This window comes from Wolbachia endosymbiont of Anurida maritima (assembly GCF_042182995.1).
In the GTDB taxonomy this organism is placed as follows: Bacteria; Pseudomonadota; Alphaproteobacteria; order Rickettsiales; family Anaplasmataceae; genus Wolbachia.
On record NZ_CP102058.1, the window covers coordinates 1,209,371 to 1,226,343 of the forward strand.

Sequence of the window (16,973 nt, forward strand, 5' to 3'; positions counted from 1 at the left end):
TGTTTGGAAATAAACATAATTATTTTATTCTTCATTTTGTTTACAAATAAGCATATCATATATATACCACTTATACAACAATGTAAAGATTCCACAAACTATAGATAAATCCGCTAAATTAAAGGCTGGCCAGTACCAATCATTGATATGAAAATATATGAAGTCATATACAGCTCCCCAATAGATTCTGTCAATTACATTCCCGATCGCTCCACCAATCATCAGAGAGAAACCAAGGCAAGTTGACTGATCATCAGACTTGTATATCAAGTATGCAAGTATACCAATTATTAGTATTGAAACTGCTGACAAAAAGAAACTGCCATGTGGTAAAGCGCTACACATTCCAAAACTAATCCCTGAATTCCAAACTTCAACTAATTTCATAAAACTAGTAATCTCGATTGACTCGCCCTCATCAATCAATGAGTTTATATACAATTTACTTGTTTGATCAAATGTTACTATAATTAGTATAATAATTAAACATATCCTTTTCATAAGTTTATCTTTAACTGGTANAGCTTTCAGTATATCACAATCTATCTGTTTTGTTAACTCGTTAATACTATGGAATTTTTTTTCCGGCCTAATAAATTTCAAAAGTTGTATATCGACCTTAAAATTGTATACATTTTCATTGAAGTCAAATATGTGCATTTCTACTATAGGTTTTTTTAAGTCCTTAAATGTAGGTCTCATACCAATGTTGACTACTCCATATAGCCAACTTGTACTACTTTCAGGAAATGCCACTTTAGCGTAATATGTACCAAATTTAGGTTTTATCATGTAATCTTCTATCGGAATGTTTATGGTTGGAAATCCTATTTCTCTACCTCTACATGCACCTTTTGTCACAACACCAGAAATTTGATAAGGTCTGCCGAGCAATTTATTAGCAATTTCTATTTCGCCCCTTTGTACATACTCCCTTATTGAAGAAGAAGAGCAAATTTTGCCGTCAATTATTAATGGCTCTAATTTAGTCAAAGAGTATCCATATGTTTCAGAATATTTCTCTAGAGTTAATATATTACCCAATCGTTTATGACCAAAAGTGCAATTTTCTCCGACAATTATGTGTTTAGTGCCATATTTATCTATTAAAATCTTACTGATAAAGTTATCGCAGCCAACCTCAGAAAAACCTCTATTAAAATTAATAATATACAAGTAATCTATACCATAGCTGCTGATCAGTTCCTTTTTTTGTTCTCGGTCTATTAACCTAAAATTGTTTCTACCAAATAAAACAGTTGATGGGTGAGGCTCAAAAGTTAAAACTGCAGAGGGTAATCCTCTTTCTTGTGCTACCTTTTTTAGAGTGGAAATTGCAAATTCATGTCCTAAATGAATGCCATCAAAATTTCCGAAGGTTAGTGCTACATTATTTTCTATCTCTTGCTCACAATTATAAATAATTTTCATACAATTTGATGTTTTTACATATTTCTTATATATAATAACTATATTTTAGTAAGCTACGGAGATAAATTGTGAAAAATGTTGTGATATATGTAAAGAAGGGCTGTCCATACTGCATAAGGGCAAAGGATTTACTAGATAAAAAAGGTGTGAAGTATGAAGAAATCGATGTGCTCAAAAACTCAGATTTATTTAACGACATAAAATCAAAGTATAACGTTAGAACAGTTCCACAGATACTGATGACAATGGGAGTTATATTCATCATATTGCAGGAAGTGACAAATTGATGGATCTTGAAAAAGAAGGAAAGTTGGATGATATGCTAAATAATAATGACAATCACACTGATGTCACAACCTACACAAACAGCAATGATGAATGTGGAGAGTGTGTTATACCACATGATGATTTTATGTAACTTTTTATCTTGTTTTGTCGTGTATACGTAAATGAAAACTAGTGTGCTCACTTTAAACAATTCTTAATGAATTAAAAATACAATTCATTTAGTGAGTTTTTTTAGTGGGAAAAAATGACAAAAAATATTTCAATTATTAGCAGAAACTTAATTAGTATTGAATTAGTTAACAAACAAGATTTAGAGAATTTCATCAAAATTTTCACAGTGCTTGATAAGAATATAGCAGCTAAAACACTTTTTACAGAAGAAGTGAGAATAGAGTACAAGCAGCACAACGGCAAAGAAGTTGTTGAGTTGCTAAAAGACACAGGCTTTACATATCATGATATTGAAAATGTATTGAATCACCTGAGTAAACACGTAATGGAAGTGCCAAGCAGCATCATAGCATATACCCTTTTTTCTGCATGCAATCACGCACTTGAATCTAAGGATGTAGCCTTTTCCTTTTCTGAAGGATTTCCACAATTTAATATCAGAGTAAATAAGAATACCTTTATAATAACTCCTATGAGTGAAGAGAATTTGGAATTGAATTCACAAAATAGCAGAGCCCTTATAGAGTCATTAAAGAGCGAAAAAAGTATCTATGATTGTATAGTAGAGGAAAATACTATTAAAGTTATAGTGCATTCTGAAATGCATCAAGCTATAAATTTGATTATAAAATCACTGATGAAGTCTCGCCTTTTAGCAAAAGAGGAAGAAGGAAAATTCAAAGAGAAATTGAGACAACTTGCTTTTAAGGATCAAGCTTTTGTTGAGTATTCCAGTATCAAAACCATCAATAAGTATCCACATAATCATCCTCTGAGGAAGCATGAAAGTGTTACTAAAGATATAGAAAATATTTTATGTGATTTCATAACAAATGAGAACAGCGAGTTTGCTATAGAGCGACTAAATAGGCTGAGCTCAGCAGTTTCTCCGGATACTCCAAGAATCATCACTAAAACTATAGATAAACTTGTTAAGTTTCACTAAGGTATACGAGAGCCAATAGATTTCTTGTATTGCCTTTTGTCATCCAAGTAGCCAGAGCTACTTGGTTCTTTTTTTGGGTTCCAGCGCTATGTATATAGCTGTACAAACATTGTAACCGCTATTCAAGTAGCTCATAGAAACGAAAAACTTACTTGACAAACTCCGCCAACTCCCTTATCATGAAACTGAAGCTATTTATTTATCTTCTCTGTACAGATTAAATGACAAAAAAACTCACGTATCTGGCCTCTCATGTTTAATTTTTTGCACTATGTGGGCTTTGTTGCATAGCGAGTAGAGATAGGAGAAAAAAAGAGAGAAAATTAAAAAAAGAAGTGGTTACTCTATTGAAAAATGAATGCTTTAGGGAGTGTATGCATAAGTGTTGAAAGTATCAAAAATAACGTGATATGAGATGATCAACGGCATGTAAATTACCTCCCGACAGTAAAACAATCGAACGTATAAAAGAGTCATTTAGATCCAATGTGAATTGCAGTAATGCTATTTTGAACCCATGTAGATTATTTTTGATTTTATAAACAAGAAATAACAAAGCCGTAATAATAATCATGTAAATATACACCTTCATGCCATTCATAGTATGGCTTAAAAAGTGCTTATATCCAAGATTTTGCTTTATAAATTTAAAGAACACTTCTATATCCCATCTGCGCCTATATAGCTCTGTTACTTCATAAGCTGGCATTTCAAACAAGTTTGTCAAAAACCATATTTCATCTCCAATTTTATTTCTGATTTTTATTAGCCGTAGATCATGCTTTTCTGCCACTTTACCTCGTGCACGATAAAGATTAACTATTATATCTTCTAAAATCTCTGATCCATCCGATTTTTGTTCTCTTATAACTTTGTTCCTGCTTATAACATCATGTTTTCTTCCCACTTTAACTCTTGTGATAAATTTGTACTCCTTTTCATCAAATTCGGCAAAAGTTCCAACTTTTCTGATTCCTCTATCAAATAATAAAATATCCTCTTTTTCAACTTTAGCTTCATTAATTGCTCTCACTAATGCTATATCTTCACTACTTTCTTCTTGTCCTTTACAAAATCTTATACTTGTCGGCAATTGATCCTTTAATCCTACACTCACTTTAACTTGACTGTCGTTACTTTTACCGCCTATTTTTAGCCCATCTTTTATGAGATATCCCGATAAATTTATGATCGTCGAATCAAACTTATGTAAGTTATTTGATGTTTTTTGGGGTAATAGCTTTTTAATCTTGCTCATCAAATCAATATATACTCCCTTAAAATATTCTGGATTTATAACTTTTAACCTTTTTGACAAACCACTGTATGTTACTGTACTTTTATCGCTATTCTTATCCATTATACACCTGTTTATTACCATTTCTAGCGCTCTTAGGCTTGTTTTTTGCCCCATTAATATTAACTTCATTAGACCTTTAAATATAATCTTGCCCAACAATTTAGTATTACATTTATCTACTTCACTTAATTTTCCTAGCCTTTCTAAATCCTCATCTTTTATTAAATTTAGTACTCTTTCTATTTGATCCATTATTGCCTCCATTTTCTTGCAATAATAGTTCTTTATGTCTTTTTTGTGTTACTTTCAACACTTATGCATACACTCCCTAAAGCATTCATTTTTCAATAGAGTAACCACTTCTTTTTTAATTTTCTCTCTTTTTTTCTCCTATCTCTACTCGCTATGCAACAAAGCCTCATAGGGGCACTGCCGTCATAAAGGAACCAGTGTCAAGCTACACTTGAATGACAGGGAGAGAATGCTGGAGTGACAGTTCTTCAAATCGTCAGTAAACCTAAAAACTATTTGCCTTTTTCCTAGGTTATGCAAGAAGTCTAATCATTTGAAAAATAAAAATTTTTATTTAGTAATTTGTGTATAAAGGATATTATTTTACTGGTAGTGAAATAAATCAGAATGAAGTCTATTTTATTAACGAGGCCTTTATTGGATTCGTTCAATACAAGAAATATATTGAGAAAGTATGGATACAAAGTTTTTATAGAACCAGTATTCACAATAAAACACTTAAATCCTGATATATCTGCGCACGAATTTGACGTTGTAATATCCACAAGTAAAAACAGTGTAAAGGCTTTTAGTCAAATATGCAAAGTGGATGACTTTCCGATTATTACAGTTGGTAATTCAACCATGCAGACTGCAAAAAATTTGGGATTTTCTGATATAATCTCAGCAGACAGCAACGTTGATGGTCTGATATCATTCATAAAAGCTCATTATTCAAACGCAATAAAGTTCTTGTATATAAGGGGACAAGAAGTATCATGTGACCTAAAAAAGAGATTATCCGAAGAAGATTTTAATGTAAGAGAAGTTGTACTCTATAAAACAATTATTAAAAGGAGTCTAACTAATAGGTGTAAAAATTTGCTGTTGGATGGTAAAATTGATGGTGTTGCTTTTTTTTCCTCACAGACAGCAAGGGTATTTTGTTCATTAGTTCTAAAAAGTGGGCTATCTCATGCGATGAATAATACAGTTGCATATACTATGAGTAAGAACATTGCTGATAGTTTAAAGTTAATCAAATGGAAAAAAATTATAACATCGAGGTTACCTACTGGGGAGAGTTTAATTGATATAATTAATAAGGATTGCTGATGCTAAAGATTGCAACTTGGAATGTAAACTCCATACGTAAAAGAGTTAACCAACTTTGTAGTTTTATAGTTGATAGTCAGATAGATATAGTTTTGCTGCAAGAGATAAAATGTACGGAAGAGCAATTTCCTTATGCGGAGATAGAAAAGTTAGGATATGAATATGCTATCTATGGACAAGTTGCAAGAAATGGCGTTTGTGTTTTATCTAAATATCCAATACTGGAGAAGTTTAAGATTGATATCGTAGAAGGTTATCAAGAAGCACGTTATATAGAGTGCATAATAAAGCACAATAATCAGAAGGTAAGGGTAGGAAGTGTATACGTTCCAAACGGTCAAAGCCCGGACTCTCACGCATTTGAATATAAACTCAAGTTTTTTGATAACCTATATGAAAGGATGAGCACTTTGTTAAAGAATGAAGAGTTAACTATTATAGCTGGCGATTATAATGTTGCACCGGATGAAATTGATGTCTTTGATTCAAATTTATTGAATGGCCAAGTGTGCTTTCATATAAAAGAACGTGAGAAGTTAAGAGCAGTCTTGAATCTTGGGTTTAAAGACGCGTTTAGAATATCCCACCCAAATTTGCAACAATTCACTTGGTGGCATTATCAAGGCAATTCACTCAGAAATAATCAAGGAATGCGCATAGATTATATGCTGTTATCACCACAAGCTGTAGATAAATTGGAAACATGTTACACAGATGATAGATTGCGTAAGCTAGAAAATCCGTCTGATCATACTCCTGTTGTATGCGTTATAGCAGATCTCTTACACAACTCACTTTTTGGCAAACCTGAGTAGTCTTACCTTTGCTGCCCTGTTTGCGGATCTAAAGTAACTTGTTCAAGCACAGTAGGCTGCTTACTCTTTTTAGTAAGTTGCTCCTCAGCTGTTACAGCAGGTTGATTACTCTGCTCAGTTTCATTAACTTCGGATCCTAAAATTTTACTAATACCATCGAGAATTTTCCCATTCAATTTTGCTCTCTTTTCTGTATCATCTCTATCTCGTGAGCTAGGATCATACAAAGTACCTGGTTTGTTATTTGAAAAAAGGACTTCAACTCCTCCCTTTACAGCAAATATTGTACCAATAACAGCAGCAACTATCGCAAGTGTAGTAGGACCAAAAATTAGTATTGAAGCAATGGAAAAAAGAATAGGCAGAAAAACTTTACGTAAGAACGTTGTTACCATCTCTTCATCAGTAAGTGGTGGTTCATCCTCTTCTTTTTTATCCCCACCTAAAAATGGTATTTTTTCTTTCACTCCATCCATAAAGGAGCCAGAAATATTTTTTGGGTCTATTTTTATTCCCAATGGTAACCCAACAAGTTTTATTAGTGAATCTTTAGCTTCTGTACCACGTACATCATCTAAGCATCCCTCTACTACTTGCTTTACTTTACTATCTTCCTCTCCAGCTAATTTTTTCTCTCTAATTTCTTTAAGCACAGAAAGTAAAAACTGACAAAAATTCTCTTCACTGAGTGGTCTTATCTTTTCTGGATTGACATTAGTTAGTAGTATCTTCTTATAAGCTAATATAAAATAATCAGTTATTCCTTTGCTCTCCTTTAATTTGGCTTTATCTTCTAATGTTTTTACAAAGTAATCGTAGATTACCTGATGTTCCTCTTTTTCAAAAATTTTCTCATCTTTGTTAGTTACCTGAGTAGGTAATTTTGGAGGTTTTGAGCTTTTTACTTGTGGGCCTGTCATGGCTGACCTATTTGCATTTGCTATGTTCTATTCTAACATATTTTTCGTATTAGTTCAAATGATTTATACTCCTAGAATTCACGATGTTTAAGTCATAATTAAGGGAATTTAGACCCCAGTTGTCGCCAACTTTTATTTCTACTTCAAGTGGTACAGAAATCTTCACTGCATTTTCCATTACGTCTTTCATAAGTTTTGCTGTTTCTTGCACCTTTTCGTCCTCCACTTCAACCAGTAGTTCATCGTGAACCTGGAGGATTATTTTACCTACTTTTAATTGGTCAAAAAGCTGAATCGTCGCACGTTTTATTATATCAGCGGCGGTGCCTTGCAGTGGTGCGTTTATTGCTGCCCTTTCTGCAAATTGTCTTACATAAGGAATTGTATTGTTTATGTCTCTTACAAAGCATCTCCTGCCAAACAAAGTTTCTACATAACCATGCAATCTTGCGATAGACACTGCTTTTTCCATATAGGCCTTTATTTCTGGGTAACAGGAAAAATAGTAATTAATGTATTCAGCAGCCTCTTGAAAGGTAATTCCAAGTCGCTTTGCAAGACCAAATGGACTAATGCCATATATAATTCCAAAATTGATGGATTTTGCTTTGCGTCTTAATTGTTCATCTATTTCTTGCACTCCAAAAACTTGCCTAGCGGTGATATCGTGAATATCTTGTCCGTTTGCAAAAGCTTCTTTAAATGCTGCAACGTTTGCAACGTGTGCCAGGAGTCTTAATTCTATTTGTGAATAGTCAGCAGAGATTATCTTGCACCCTTTTGGCGCAATAAATGCTTGTCTGATAAGATTTCCCTCTTCGCTTCTGATAGGAATATTCTGTAAATTAGGATTGCTGGAGCTCAGCCTTCCAGTTGCAGTTGCAGTCGTTGAAAAGCTTGTGTGTATTCTACCATCAATGGAATCAACTTGCTTTATTAATGCATCAGTGTAGGTGCCTTTTAATTTACTTAAATGTCGCCAATTTAGAATTTTACTTGCGATTTCTACCCCTTCTTCTTCGAGTGCCTCTAGAACTTCATAATTGGTGCTATACGATCCAGATTTTTTTGACTTTTTCTTTTTATTAAGCCCCATTTTGTTGAACAAAACATCACTTAATTGTTTTGGCGAAGCAATATTAAATCTTTCTCCTGCCAAATTATATATCTCATCTTCAAGCACGGCAATTACCTGCTGAAATTTATCGGACAGCTCCTGTAATTTTTGTATGTTCAGTAATATCCCATTTTTCTCCATATCAAATATTACTTTCATAAGTGGCTTATCGAAGCGCTCGTAAATTGTGAACAATTTTTCCTGAAATAACCTTTGCTTTAGCTTTTCATGAATTGCTATTAAAGTTTTTGCCGAGAAAATTTCTGCATTTTCACTCAAATTATGCGCAACTATGTTTGGAATACTGTGATCATGCTTTCCTGTATCCAAGCTATACGACATTATCATCAAATCATCAACTGAATCTAGAATCTTCTCTACTGCAGGAAAGATTTTCCTGATCTCTTTAATGTTATGTATTATTTTAAGCACCCCATTTGAGAGCAAAGTTAAGTTAATTATAATGAGTGCATCTTGTATGCTGTCTTGCCCTATATAAAAAATATTACTTTCGCTATAAGATAGACTTAATACATTGTTTTCAAGGTGGTAATGAATTGCAATTCTGCCTTCATATCTACAATGCTCTAAAAATTTCTCTAACTCTTCACTACTATACTCTATTTTTTCTTCTGTGCTGGATCCTTTGTAAGAAAAAAGCTTTTCCATTTTACCTATTAAGGAATTGAATTCATACTTCTTTAAAAAGGATAATAGTTTCTCCATATTTGGAGAATGGACTTCATATTTTGCAATATCATGTTGAAGGTCTACTTTTTCGCATAGTGATAAAAGCTCTCTTGAAATCAATGCTTTTTCCTTATGTTCGGTAAGAATATTACGAATCCTCGTTTGCTCGATGTTATCAATGTTCTCTATAATATTATTCAATGAATCAAATTCATCCAGTAATTTAGTTGCAGTCTTCGGACCTATTCCTGGAACGCCTGGAATGTTATCGGATGCATCACCAGTTAGAGAAAATAAATCAAGAAGCTTGTTTGAATTTACACCAAATTTTTCTACTATTTGTTTTTCATCTATGTATATATTTTTAATGGGGTCGAATATTAAAATATTGTGGTTCAAGAGTTGAAATAAATCTTTATCTGATGAAACGATTACCACTTTAAAGTCTTGGTGGTTGGCATATTTTGCAGCTAGTGTTGCGATTATGTCATCTGCTTCATAACCTTCAATTTCTTCATAGCTGAGGTTAAAAGCTTCTACAGCTTCCCTCAGTATGGTGAACTGTGGAGTTAGATCCTCAGGAGGCGTTACTCTATTCGCTTTGTACTCAGGATATAAATTGTGCCTAAAATTCTTTTTCCCTGCATCAAGTGCTATAGTTAAGTAGTCCGAATGGGCAATGTACTTAAGAACCATATTCAGAAAGCCATATACACCACCTATTGGCATTCCTGTTGTGGTAATTAAGTGAGGTAGTACATAGTAAGCTCTGAAAAGAAAACCATAGCCATCGATGATTGTGAAAGTTTTTTCTTTCATTGTAGATATTTATACGTGCTTTTGATGGTTCACTATTTAGCTGCGAAAATCAAGTTTTTGTTTTTGAGTGTTGTAAGAGATTTTGCCGAAAATAGCATTTATGCATGGTTATACCAATTAGACTTCTTGCATAACCATATAACAAACTTTTATTGGGAATAGAAACGAAAAACTTCCTTGACAAACTCCGCCAGTCCTCTTATCATGATAGTGAAGCTATTTATTTATCTTCGCAATCTGTGCAGGTTAATGACAAAAAACTTAGGGTATTTGGCGTCTCATGTTTAATTTTTCGCACTACGTGCATCGCATGTCTTTAAAAATTTCTAGCTATATAAGCCGAAACGCGCTGTTTAAGACAGCAAAAAACGTCAAATTGACAAGGGAGAATTTGAATACTAGCTACTCTGGGTTTTCTTTGCCTTTTTTCCTGCTTAGTAAATTTCTTAAACACTTGCGGTGTAGGTTAGTTGCAAGTTAAAAGCAGCTAAATCGCTCTTAATCAAGCGTTTTAGAATAAAAAAAACGCCGATATTTTAGTACATAGTAAATAGCCAACCACCACGGGGCTTCTTTTGCCTTTTTTTATTTGGTAAATTTCTTAATGTTTATAGCTAAACGACAACCGTCATCCCTGTAAAGGTCAAGTATCCCGCTACGTGTTAGCGGGATCTGCTGTGGCGACATAAACTCAAATCATTTCAAATTTCAATCCAAAGAGGTATCATTATGTCAAATAACTTCAATTTTAAAGAATTTTTTCACCATTACAAAGCAAATAGTACGTCAGATGATATACAACGGTACTGTATACTGTGGAAATCAGTAATAGCGCAGGCAACGATTGATGCAACAAGTAACTGTAAAAAAACAGAAAGCTTGGTGGAAAAACGTAAAGCGATTTCTTGGTTGTCAGACCTTAGTCAAGATTTTGTGCACACATGTATATTGGCTGATTGTGATCCGGTATACGTAAAAAACAAAATACAACCAATTTTAAAAAGCCTTACTAGATAAAGCCTTTTCAATGAGGTTTACTCCTTTTACCGAAAAAAATATCATTCAATCTCCTATCTATAGTTGCCTCTATATCTTTGATTAATAGCTGCTTTATCATGTTTACTTTCCGCTTTGCATCTTGAGCGTGATACTCATTGTTACCACTGTTATTGCTGTAATTATTCTTGTCACTATAACTACTGCCACTTGGTTTACTACTGCTACTACCCTTTTTTCTTCTTGTGATTATGAACATAAGTATCCGTATTATCTTTTCCTTTAAAAAGGACTTCCAGCCTGTGCTAAGGAACAACTTATAGAGAAAATGCGGAGTAAGGAATGCTACTAACACTCGAATAGAAATTCCATAACCGAGATCTTCCCTGTTTTTATAATACAATTTACAATATTGAAACAAATGGTAAAACGCATTTTTTAAAGAGCCAAATTCTACAGCATACCAAAAACCATTGCTGAGAAACATGAGTACAATGCTGAATGTGTAAAGATACATTGTGAAGAGAAACAGTTTCACAGTTATATCTTTTAGACCACCTAATATATAATTTAATAATCTTAATCTATAGAAAAGTGATATCATTTCACACCCACTTCAACATGGCTGGGGTGGAAGGATTCGAACCTTCGCGTGGCGGTATCAAAAACCGCTGCCTTACCACTTGGCTACACCCCAATACTACTTACATCAATAACACTATTAGCCCAATTAGTAAAAGATTTATTTGCTCTTTCTATGGGCATCACAGCAATAGCTGGCTGATCATAAGAATGCATTGCTTCGATTTTTTTTACAATTTTATCAACTTGATCATTTTTGCTTTTCATAATTGCTACTACTTCACAACTATTACTAATTTTACCTTCCCATAAATACAGAGAATTTACTTCAGGAAATATATTTACACATACAATTAATTTCTCGTTTAACAATTCTTCAGAAACAGTTTTAGCTTCTTCAAAATTTGAAAAAGTTGTATAAATCAAAACTAAACTACTCATTAGAATCTATATAAACGCACTGCTACTATACTCTACCGAGGTTCATTCATCAAGAGAAAATAGATTAGATTTTTCTGTTATTCCATCACTCTCTTCTGCGAGAGTAGACCGGCGGAACTTCCCCACTGCCATTAAGTTAAGGAAAAAGAGATGTATAAAATCAAGTAAGATCCGTGAGTCAAAAGAAGTAATAATATGAGTAAAAAAAAGAATAATCACATTTATAAAAAATAAATTGATGAGTTTAAATTTTATAAACACTCACAAAGCATCCTCGAAAGATTTCTCACGAAAAAGAAAGTTGCCTTTCGTTAATGTATTTCTTCTGATCTTTAGAAAGAGTGTAAAAGCATTACAAGTAATGCTTAATGAGTTTATTCTACATACAAGAAAGGATTATACAATTACGGCGAGTGCATTTACTCAAGCAAGGAAAAAGCTAAAGCATACTGCATTTTCAGAGCTAAACGATGATATAGTTTCTCTATACTACCAAGATAAGGAATTTAAAACCTACCATGGTTTCAGAATGCTTGCATTTGATGCTTCTATANATCCTGCCAAAAAGTAGCGAGGTGATAAATGAATTTGGCTCGAGCANNAAGAAATTATACCAAAAAAGAGCTCGGAGATTACACAAGTACAACCTTTGAAGTATATTACGATGTACTAAACAATGTCGCAATAAAATCAGTACTTGGCAGAAGTGACAGTTATTTAGCTATTNNTGGCAGCGTGAAATCTAATGATCTGTGATATGTTTCTTATCGGTTTTTTGCTGAGCTTGCACAAAGAGGTATTAATTACATAATTCGCTGTCCATATTCGTCATTTAATGAAATTAATGCTATGTTTAAGCCANNATCTGATACGATAGTAGTGTCAACTGCATCTGTCAAAATAGCGAGACAGCTAAGAAAGTTAGGATTACCTGATAAAATAAAGTTTCGATTAGTCAAAATAGTTCTTCATTCTGGTGAGATTGAAGTGTTAGCTACATCGTTATTAGACGAACAGCAGTTTAAAGCTGAAGAATTTNNGGGCTATTTACGTTGGGGAGTAGAAACATTTTTTTCCAAGCTCAAAGGAAGGTTAGGTTTAGAAAATTTTACAGGTAAAAGTGTTAAGCAGGATTTTTGGTCAACTATCTTTATTAGCAACTTAGAAAGTATTATGACAGAAGATATAGAAGAGACATTGAACGCAGGCCTAGCCAAATGCGCATGATTAAGCTAATCCTCAAAACAGGAGGAAAACGAGGAATAGCACAAGGATCACCACTTTCGCCACTACTAAGCAATATATACCTAAATGAGGTAGATAAAATGTTGGAGAAAGCAAAAGAGGTGACCAAAGAAGGAAAGTACCAACGTATGGAATATGCCAGATGGGCAGACGATTTAGTGATACTGATTAGTGAACACCCGAAACGGGAATGGCTAGAAAGAGCAGTATACAGAAGGTTGGAAGAAGAATTAGCAAAACTAGAAGTGAGCGTAAATGAAGAAAAGACAAAAGTCATCAACCTAAAGAAAGGAGAAACATTTAGCTTCCTAGGGTTTGATTTTCAAGAGAATATCACAAAACAAGGAAAGTGGAATGTCAAGAAAACACCGCAGATGAAAGCACGAACAAACCTGCTACGCAAGTTGAAGGAAATATTTCGGCGCCATAAATCGCAACCGATAAAAAGAGTGATAAATGACATCAATCCGATATTGAGAGGGTGGGTAAACTACTTTAGGATAGGAAACTCTAGTCGAAAGTTCAGTTACGTAAAACACTGGGTGGAAAAGAAGGTAAGACGCAATTTAATGCGAGCCAGGAAAGCAAAGAAAGGGTTTGGTTGGAAGAAATGGAGTAGCGAATGGATATACAAAACGCTGGGTCTATATTCAGACTACAGAATAAGGTATTACAAACCGAAAGCATCACCAGTACAATATGTTATAAACTTTGGTAAAGAATCTGCTAGGAAAGCGTAGTGCGGATGCTGCGTTTGACGAGGCGGGAGCTGGAAACGTTAACATGGGAATTTGGATTGAGGCCCACAGTGAAAACGACGGAATAGCCACTAAACCCTAAAGGAGGCGCGCCAGTTCTCGACCCTACATAAACAATTTGAAGGCCTTTCTAAAATGGTTTGTAAACATTTTATATTTGAATATTAGCTTCTATTTTTTTGCATTATCTACTCTGTGAGTTGCTTTTGTGCATGCTTGATCAATTACGTTTTTTAAAATTTTTTTTTGTAATTTTATCCAACCATGTAGGCAATAAAAACCTATTTATTATAGAAACAGAATTTAAAGAGTAGATAAAATAGATACAAACTATATAGTTTAATTGAAATTTAAAGATACGTAATTATAAAATAGTATTACAAAGTGGGTATTTCGATAAGATAATTATTATGGATACAGAAAAATGTCACTATACACTTGAGCAAATTCCTGCAAATCGCAGGTTAGTTGAAGATCTCTATTCACATGGGAAAATTACGCGAGAAGCAAGAGAGTATGCCTTAACTCTTCTTTATCCTCATAATCAATGGGGTTTATGGATATCTAGGTTACTACTAACTGTCAGTGTAGTGCTTATATTGTGTGGTATAGTCTGTTTCTTTGCTTTTAATTGGACAAAAATTACTTCAGCTATGAAGCTTTTTTCTATCCAATTTTTTATTATTTCCTGTCTCATCGGAGTCTATTTCCATTCCTTACAACACGCTAATGGGCAAGTATTGTTACTTTCTGCAAGTGTATTGGTAGGTGTGTTTATGGCAGTATTCGGACAGATTTATCAGACTGGTGCAGATTCCTATCAGCTTTTCATGATGTGGTCGCTGCTAACGATCGGCTGGACACTTATCTCTAATTTTGCTGCACAATGGATTTTATGGCTGGTGATTACCAACATCTTCCTTGTGTTATGGTGGGAACAAGTAGCTCTACCTAACACAGAAATGGGGTTTATGATCTTTTCCTACTTAGCCNNCATTCTCAATGGTATTGCTTTGGCACTACGTGAATATTTTGCCACGGTAAAAACGTACGAATGGCTTGCAGTACAATGGACAAGAGTAGTGCTCACCATTGCAACGTTATTGATCATGCTGATCCCTATCATAATTTGGATAGCAGAACCAAGCAATGCTACAAAATCTATTAAGTTGAGTGGTATTATTGGCCTTATTGGACATGGATCAGCATATTTCTTCTATCGCTATAGGTTGTTGAATATGTGGTCATTAGCTACTATAGTGCTATCAACCTGCATTATCTTCGAAGCAGCAGTTTTCAAGATACTTTATGAAATGCTTGATGAAAAAAGTGCGATTATGTTTCTATTGATGAGTTTGACAACACTTAGTGTATTCACTTATGCCATAACATATTTACGAAAAATAGTAAAAGAAATGGAGATTGATCATGTCTAACAAATACAATGCAGCACATCTACTTCAACAGCTAAATAGCAAAGGTTTTGCCATTGATAATGGGCTGTCTGATTTTATTATCAGTCAACAAAAAGAGAAGGAGCTGCCAATTTATCTGAGAGTTGTGATTGGTATTGGTGCANNTTTTATCATATCGGTATGTTTTATTTGCTTTTTAAGTGCTGCTAGTATTATTGACTACGATAATGAGAAAGGGCTGATTATTTGGGGAATGGTCTTCGTCGCTGGGGCTATAGGGTTACAAAAGATTGCTGATCACAATGATATGATCAAACACAGTTTTTACATGCAGCTTTCGTTTGCATTGATGGCAGTCGGCAAGACCATTTTTGTGTACGGTTTTGGGGAAATGCTGAATTCTTATTGGGGTATAACCTTAGCTTTACTTATTATTGGTAGCATCACGTACCACATTTATCGAATGTCAATTGACCGCTTCCTGTCCTCTTTTGCTGTGCTGTTTTCCATCTTAATAAATATATATATTATTGTAAATGAAGATGGAGGTTCAATAGATTTGCTGTTAAACAGCTTCTTCTTATTCCAGTTAGCTAGTGCGGCCATTCTGCTGACGCATGGAAAAATTAAGCGTGATTATATTCCTATTTCTTATGCGTTCGTCTTTTCACTCTGCGCTACTGTACTGTCTTTGGACTGTGCAGAATTTGTAAATAAAGAACTAATTCACCCTGGCTTCATCAGAATGGCATTGGCCAGCGGACTGATTGTCTTATTTGGATGGTCTGCAGGCGGGATAGAAAAGCTCAAATGTGCTCCGCTGATACTGGCATCTATAGGTGCAGTAATCTTGGGATTAATTTCAAGCTCAGGTATATTACTTACTATTGGATTAATGGTACTCGGCTACAGCAAACATGAAAAATTACTAATCATAGCAGGAGCCTTATTCATGCCGGTATTCTTGTTCTTATACTACTATACACTCAATATTTCCTTAATGGAGAAATCTTATATTCTTATAGGAAGCGGAATCGTACTGTTGGCAGGAAGATTTTATTTGCGCAATAAAGGCTGGGATAAGGTAGGCACATCATGCGCACAAAAGTGATGATTGTGTTATCTGTAATTGTTCTGGTAGCTATGAATTATGGCATTTACGAAAAAGAACAGATCAAAAAACATGGTGAAACTCTATTGCTTGAACTTGCTCCTGCTGATCCGCGCTCGCTTATGCAAGGGGACTATATGCAACTTAGGTATGCTATAGAGCGCAATACACCTGTACAAGAGCTAGCACTACAGCAGAAACGTGGATATATGGTGATTAGCCCAGATGAGAATAACGTGGCACAATTTGTCCGTTTCCATAATAAGGGGAAAATTTAGTCTCTGGTGAGAAATTATTGTATTTCCGCAGGCAGTATAACATACGTATCGTTCCTAATTCATTCTTTTTTCAGGAGGGACACGCTCAGCATTATCAAAATGCTAAATATGGTTTATTTAAATTCGACAATTCAGGTAATTATCTGCTTGTTGGATTAGCAAATCAGAATAGGCAAGAAATAGTTGTTAAAACGTCAATTGCGGATTAAGGAATGAAGAAAGAACGAAAAAATACTGGGATTTTTCTTTCTAAGTCCTGTGTACAAAATTCAGGCATTGCTAACTTGACCTTAGCCAGAAAAA

The 16,973-nt window shown here is 34.2% G+C and carries 15 protein-coding genes, 1 tRNA gene and 3 pseudogenes; 11 read left to right on the forward strand and 8 right to left on the reverse strand.

Annotated elements, in window-relative coordinates:
• Positions 1-24: 24 nt before the first annotated feature.
• Together lspA and ribF are read right to left on the reverse strand one after the other, a co-directional pair.
• Positions 25-501: a signal peptidase II gene (lspA, locus tag NOX90_RS06480; protein ID WP_375604630.1), complete on the reverse strand. Its 477-nt coding sequence runs from the start codon at positions 499-501 to the stop codon at positions 25-27.
• A pseudogene (ribF, locus tag NOX90_RS06485) lies at positions 502-1,431 on the reverse strand (riboflavin biosynthesis protein RibF); the annotation flags it as partial.
• 68 nt (positions 1,432-1,499) lie between these two features.
• On the opposite strand from ribF, the pseudogene NOX90_RS06490 reads away from it, so the two are divergent.
• A pseudogene (locus NOX90_RS06490) lies at positions 1,500-1,849 on the forward strand (glutaredoxin).
• Between the two features lie 114 nt (positions 1,850-1,963).
• Positions 1,964-2,836, forward strand: a complete 873-nt coding sequence (locus NOX90_RS06495; protein ID WP_375603971.1) for a hypothetical protein — start codon at positions 1,964-1,966, stop codon at positions 2,834-2,836.
• Between the two features lie 394 nt (positions 2,837-3,230).
• On the opposite strand, the gene NOX90_RS06500 is transcribed toward NOX90_RS06495, so the two are convergent.
• On the reverse strand, positions 3,231-4,400 hold the full coding sequence (locus tag NOX90_RS06500) for an IS4 family transposase (RefSeq protein ID WP_253303197.1): 1,170 nt from the start codon (positions 4,398-4,400) through the stop codon (positions 3,231-3,233).
• Between the two features lie 375 nt (positions 4,401-4,775).
• Here NOX90_RS06500 and NOX90_RS06505 point away from each other — a divergent pair, with 375 nt between their 5' ends.
• Both NOX90_RS06505 and NOX90_RS06510 read left to right on the forward strand, forming a co-directional pair.
• Positions 4,776-5,483: a uroporphyrinogen-III synthase gene (locus tag NOX90_RS06505; RefSeq protein ID WP_375603972.1), complete on the forward strand. Its 708-nt coding sequence runs from the start codon at positions 4,776-4,778 to the stop codon at positions 5,481-5,483.
• Positions 5,483-6,298 carry an exodeoxyribonuclease III gene (locus NOX90_RS06510; RefSeq protein ID WP_375603973.1) on the forward strand — a complete coding sequence of 272 codons (816 nt, stop codon included), beginning with the start codon at positions 5,483-5,485 and terminating at the stop codon, positions 6,296-6,298. Before NOX90_RS06505 ends, NOX90_RS06510 begins: the two co-directional genes overlap by 1 nt.
• Positions 6,299-6,300: 2 nt before the next feature.
• Here the strand turns inward: NOX90_RS06510 and NOX90_RS06515 are convergent, their stop codons facing one another.
• Both NOX90_RS06515 and polA read right to left on the reverse strand, forming a co-directional pair.
• A complete protein-coding gene (locus NOX90_RS06515) occupies positions 6,301-7,218 on the reverse strand; it encodes a hypothetical protein (protein WP_375603974.1) in 918 nt (305 codons plus the stop codon).
• A 49-nt stretch (positions 7,219-7,267) separates the two neighbouring features.
• A complete protein-coding gene (gene polA / locus NOX90_RS06520; RefSeq protein ID WP_375603975.1) occupies positions 7,268-9,844 on the reverse strand; it encodes a DNA polymerase I in 2,577 nt (858 codons plus the stop codon).
• A gap of 729 nt (positions 9,845-10,573) precedes the next feature.
• On the opposite strand from polA, the gene NOX90_RS06525 reads away from it, so the two are divergent.
• Positions 10,574-10,861, forward strand: coding sequence for a hypothetical protein (locus NOX90_RS06525; RefSeq protein WP_375603976.1), 288 nt, complete (start codon positions 10,574-10,576; stop codon positions 10,859-10,861).
• Positions 10,862-10,868: 7 nt separating this feature from the next.
• Here the strand turns inward: NOX90_RS06525 and NOX90_RS06530 are convergent, their stop codons facing one another.
• The 3 genes from NOX90_RS06530 to cutA all read right to left on the reverse strand — a co-directional run bounded on the left by NOX90_RS06530 (position 10,869) and on the right by cutA (position 11,863).
• The gene (locus tag NOX90_RS06530; protein WP_375603977.1) at positions 10,869-11,327 is read right to left on the reverse strand and encodes a hypothetical protein; all 459 of its coding nucleotides are present in this window, start codon (positions 11,325-11,327) and stop codon (positions 10,869-10,871) included.
• Between the two features lie 135 nt (positions 11,328-11,462).
• Positions 11,463-11,537, reverse strand: a tRNA-Gln gene (locus tag NOX90_RS06535).
• Positions 11,528-11,863, reverse strand: a complete 336-nt coding sequence (gene cutA / locus NOX90_RS06540) for a divalent-cation tolerance protein CutA (protein WP_375603978.1) — start codon at positions 11,861-11,863, stop codon at positions 11,528-11,530. Before cutA ends, NOX90_RS06535 begins: the two co-directional genes overlap by 10 nt.
• 238 nt (positions 11,864-12,101) lie before the next feature.
• On the opposite strand from cutA, the pseudogene NOX90_RS06545 reads away from it, so the two are divergent.
• The 6 genes and pseudogenes from NOX90_RS06545 to NOX90_RS06570 all read left to right on the forward strand — a co-directional run.
• Positions 12,102-13,081 (forward strand): annotated as a pseudogene (locus tag NOX90_RS06545) (IS4 family transposase); the annotation flags it as partial.
• 5 nt (positions 13,082-13,086) lie between these two features.
• Positions 13,087-13,848 carry a group II intron maturase-specific domain-containing protein gene (locus tag NOX90_RS06550; RefSeq protein WP_375603979.1) on the forward strand — a complete coding sequence of 254 codons (762 nt, stop codon included), beginning with the start codon at positions 13,087-13,089 and terminating at the stop codon, positions 13,846-13,848.
• A 428-nt stretch (positions 13,849-14,276) separates the two neighbouring features.
• Positions 14,277-15,302, forward strand: coding sequence for a DUF2157 domain-containing protein (locus NOX90_RS06555; protein WP_375603980.1), 1,026 nt, complete (start codon positions 14,277-14,279; stop codon positions 15,300-15,302).
• Complete coding sequence (locus NOX90_RS06560; RefSeq protein WP_375603981.1) at positions 15,295-16,392, forward strand: DUF4401 domain-containing protein; 1,098 nt, start codon at positions 15,295-15,297, stop codon at positions 16,390-16,392. The genes NOX90_RS06555 and NOX90_RS06560 overlap by 8 nt, the downstream gene beginning before the upstream one ends.
• Positions 16,377-16,670, forward strand: coding sequence for a GDYXXLXY domain-containing protein (locus NOX90_RS06565; RefSeq protein ID WP_375603982.1), 294 nt, complete (start codon positions 16,377-16,379; stop codon positions 16,668-16,670). Before NOX90_RS06560 ends, NOX90_RS06565 begins: the two co-directional genes overlap by 16 nt.
• A 17-nt stretch (positions 16,671-16,687) precedes the next feature.
• A complete protein-coding gene (locus tag NOX90_RS06570; protein WP_375603983.1) occupies positions 16,688-16,879 on the forward strand; it encodes a GDYXXLXY domain-containing protein in 192 nt (63 codons plus the stop codon).
• Positions 16,880-16,973 lie beyond the last annotated feature (94 nt).